This is a genomic window from Methylocapsa palsarum (assembly GCF_900114285.1).
GTDB classification, from domain to species: Bacteria; Pseudomonadota; Alphaproteobacteria; order Rhizobiales; family Beijerinckiaceae; genus Methylocapsa; species Methylocapsa palsarum.
Genome location: NZ_FOSN01000057.1, coordinates 1 through 2857 on the forward strand (window position 1 = coordinate 1; position 2857 = coordinate 2857).

Sequence of the window (2857 nt, forward strand, 5' to 3'; positions counted from 1 at the left end):
CGGTTGCGGCGGCGCATGCGCCGTCACGACCGAAGCCCCACAATGGCGGCGGGCCAGTGGGGCGGGATCCAGGAGAGGGGGCGACAGGCCTTACCGCGGCATGACCACAGTCACGCTCTCTTCGGCGCGGAAGTCCACTCGTTTCCGAGGTAAAATTGAACGCAACCTCGCGGATCGCCTCGCCGTGGTTCGGCACCGGATGTGGGTTGATGGCGCCGAGTTCCGCTGGAGCAACAAGGACAGCGCCGCCGTTCGCGGGCGCTCGGCACGCGAGCGCCGATGATGCTGCCGCAGGGGCGCAATCAGCGATGGAGCCTCGACTTCGTGTCGGATACGCTCAGCAATGGCGCCGCTTCCGCGTGCTGGTCGTTGTGGACGATTTTACTCGGGAATGTTTGGCGCTTGTCGTGGACACGTCGATCGGCGGCCATCGTGTCGCACGGGAACTCGACGCCCTCATCTCCTGGCGCGGCAAGCCGCTCATGATTGTCAGCGACAACGGAACGGAACTGACTTCGCACGCAATCTTGCGCTGGCAGGAGGTCAATGGCGTCGAGTGGCATTACGTTGCGCCGGGCAAGCCAATGCAGAACGCCTTTGTCGAGAGCCTGAACGGGCGTTTTCGGGACGAATGCCTCAACGAATGCCTGTTCCGGAGCCTGCCAGCCGCCAGGCTTGTCATCGAAGCCTGGCGCGTCGACTACAATGCCAACCGCCCACATACCAGTCTCGGCGGGCTCACGCCCGCCGAGTTCACGCTCCGAACCACTCGGAAGTCGAACCGGACCTGCTTTCGACTTACTGTGTGCCCAATTAGCACCAGACTCTTAATCAGCGGGTCCACGGTTCGAGCCCGTGTGCGCCCACCATCAAAACCAAGAGATTAAGCGTTTTTTCTGACTAATTTCGAGCGTAAAATTTAAGTTGGGTAACCCTGAGAATAGCAGGTGGACTCCCGCCCTCGGAGCGAAGCTATTCACGAAATGATGATGTGTTGCTTGCCGGCGAGGCGCGCGGCCAATTGGGGCTGTTTCGCAAGGGCGGCCAGGCAAAGGTCAACCATCTGATCGACAGTCGGCTCTGGATCCTGCGCGTATTCCACCACAAGCCGAGGATGAAAAAACCTTATACAGGCGCTGCGCACAAGAATTGCTGCGAGGTCAGAATCGCCCTCCCTGAATTCGCCAGCCGCCATTCCGTCGGAAATGACCTGAGCGAACACCTTATTGACGGCCTCGTCGTGTGCGGCAACGATCGGCCAATGTGCATTATAGGCTGCTTCGAGCAAGTCATGAAGTTTGCGGTCAGACGAGAAGCGTTGCGAATTTAGTTTCTCGACCGTGAAGATGAGGACGCGCAATTTCGCGCTCGCGGGCCCCGAGGCACGTGCGATTTTTCGGATTTCGACTATCACCTTGGCGAGCAGCCGGTCTGCGACGGCTTGGTTAATCTCGCCCTTAGCCGCAAAGAAGCGATAAATATTAGCCGGAGACATCTGCATCTCATGCGCGATATCGGCGACTGTGGTCTTCTGAAAACCGAGCTGCTCGAATAAATGCTCCGCAACCTCAAGGATCTCGGAGTAAGTGTCGGGCTTCCGAACCGCCGTATCAACCATTGATTGTAAACCTCCCAATAAAGTCGAAAAATAATAGCGAGGAGGGATTACGACGTATTTGTTGGCCGTCAACTCCCATTGATGAACTGGGTTCCCTATCTTCGAAAGCGGCTTCGACGCGTGGAACGAGGCGGGAAAGTCGTGAGCGTTCGGCCAGACTGGCTGGAGTATTTGGCCGCCGGGCGCTGGACGGTATCCGAAGGCAAGCATTGTGTGATGAATATGCAATGACCATAAGAATTTGACGGCGCATATCGTCTCTGCATCAATTTTTGAATTGACGTCAAGCTTACGTCGCCACACTATTGCCATGTTTCAGCACGTCAAAATTTCAGGTTTCTTTAAGGAAGCCTGCCAGGCACGACTGCAGGTGCGCCTGGCAGGCCGATCGAGCGCTGCACGCCGCAGCGACATTGGAGCGCGCTACGCTGGCGCGCCATCCTTGACTTGCGCCAAGGCGGACGGACGCCTTTAATTCAGCCTCATCCGGCGATCATTATGTTTCTTCGCCGCAGGGATCTTGGTGATCGAAACGTCCGGCAATTCTCGAAGAACATGACGGGTCGATTCCAGACTCTTCTGGACCCGATAACCCCCCGCCTCAGCAGCCTCAAGTTCGCGCAGCCGCTCCCAAGGAACGTAGAAAATCTGACTCTTCAAATTGATCCTGGCGGCCCTCCGGAGTTCCAAGTTAGAGGGATTTAGAGCGCGAGAAGATCGCATAGGAGCGCCGCCTTCATCAGCCCGAGACGTTCAGCCGCCTCTGGCCGGTATTGTCTAAAGTATGATCGAAAATGGAGGCATGCTATGCCACGGGTCAATACGGACAACTAAAGGGGTCGCGCGATGAACAAGGCATTTATGAAGACTCGCGTTTCGTCGGTTCTCTTCAGCTCCTGCCTGCTCATCGCCGTTCAAGCGGTCAAAGCAGATGACGCCGCTATTGTGAAGTTCCCGCAGGACATTTCCTTCAAGGACACGGCCGCAGGAGTTCAGGTCGCCGTTCTTTGTGGAGACCCGTCCCAGCCCGGGCTTTACGTAGTGCGCCTAAAGCTTGCCGCCGGGACCAAGGTTGCAGCGCACACGCATCCCGAGGAAGCGCGGACGCTCACCGTTTTATCGGGCACCCTCTATTTTGGGTTCGGCGACCAATTTGACGACAGCAAATTGATGCCCTATCCGGCCGGAACGTTCTTTTCCGAGGTGCCGAACGTTCCGCATTTCGTTGCGGCCAAGGAT

Annotated in this window: 2 protein-coding genes and 1 pseudogene; 2 read left to right on the forward strand and 1 reads right to left on the reverse strand. The window is 57.3% G+C overall.

The features are described from left to right. Positions 1-249: 249 nt before the first annotated feature. Positions 250-887, forward strand: a pseudogene (locus tag BM177_RS19185) (integrase core domain-containing protein); the annotation flags it as partial. Positions 888-976: 89 nt separating this feature from the next. Here the strand turns inward: BM177_RS19185 and BM177_RS19190 are convergent. Beyond that, positions 977-1618, reverse strand: coding sequence for a TetR/AcrR family transcriptional regulator (locus BM177_RS19190; protein WP_091686885.1), 642 nt, complete (start codon positions 1616-1618; stop codon positions 977-979). Between the two features lie 846 nt (positions 1619-2464). Between BM177_RS19190 and BM177_RS19200 the strand changes: the two genes are divergently transcribed. Then, a partial coding sequence (locus BM177_RS19200; protein WP_139223761.1) for a cupin domain-containing protein occupies positions 2465-2857 on the forward strand: 393 nt, incomplete at its 3' end.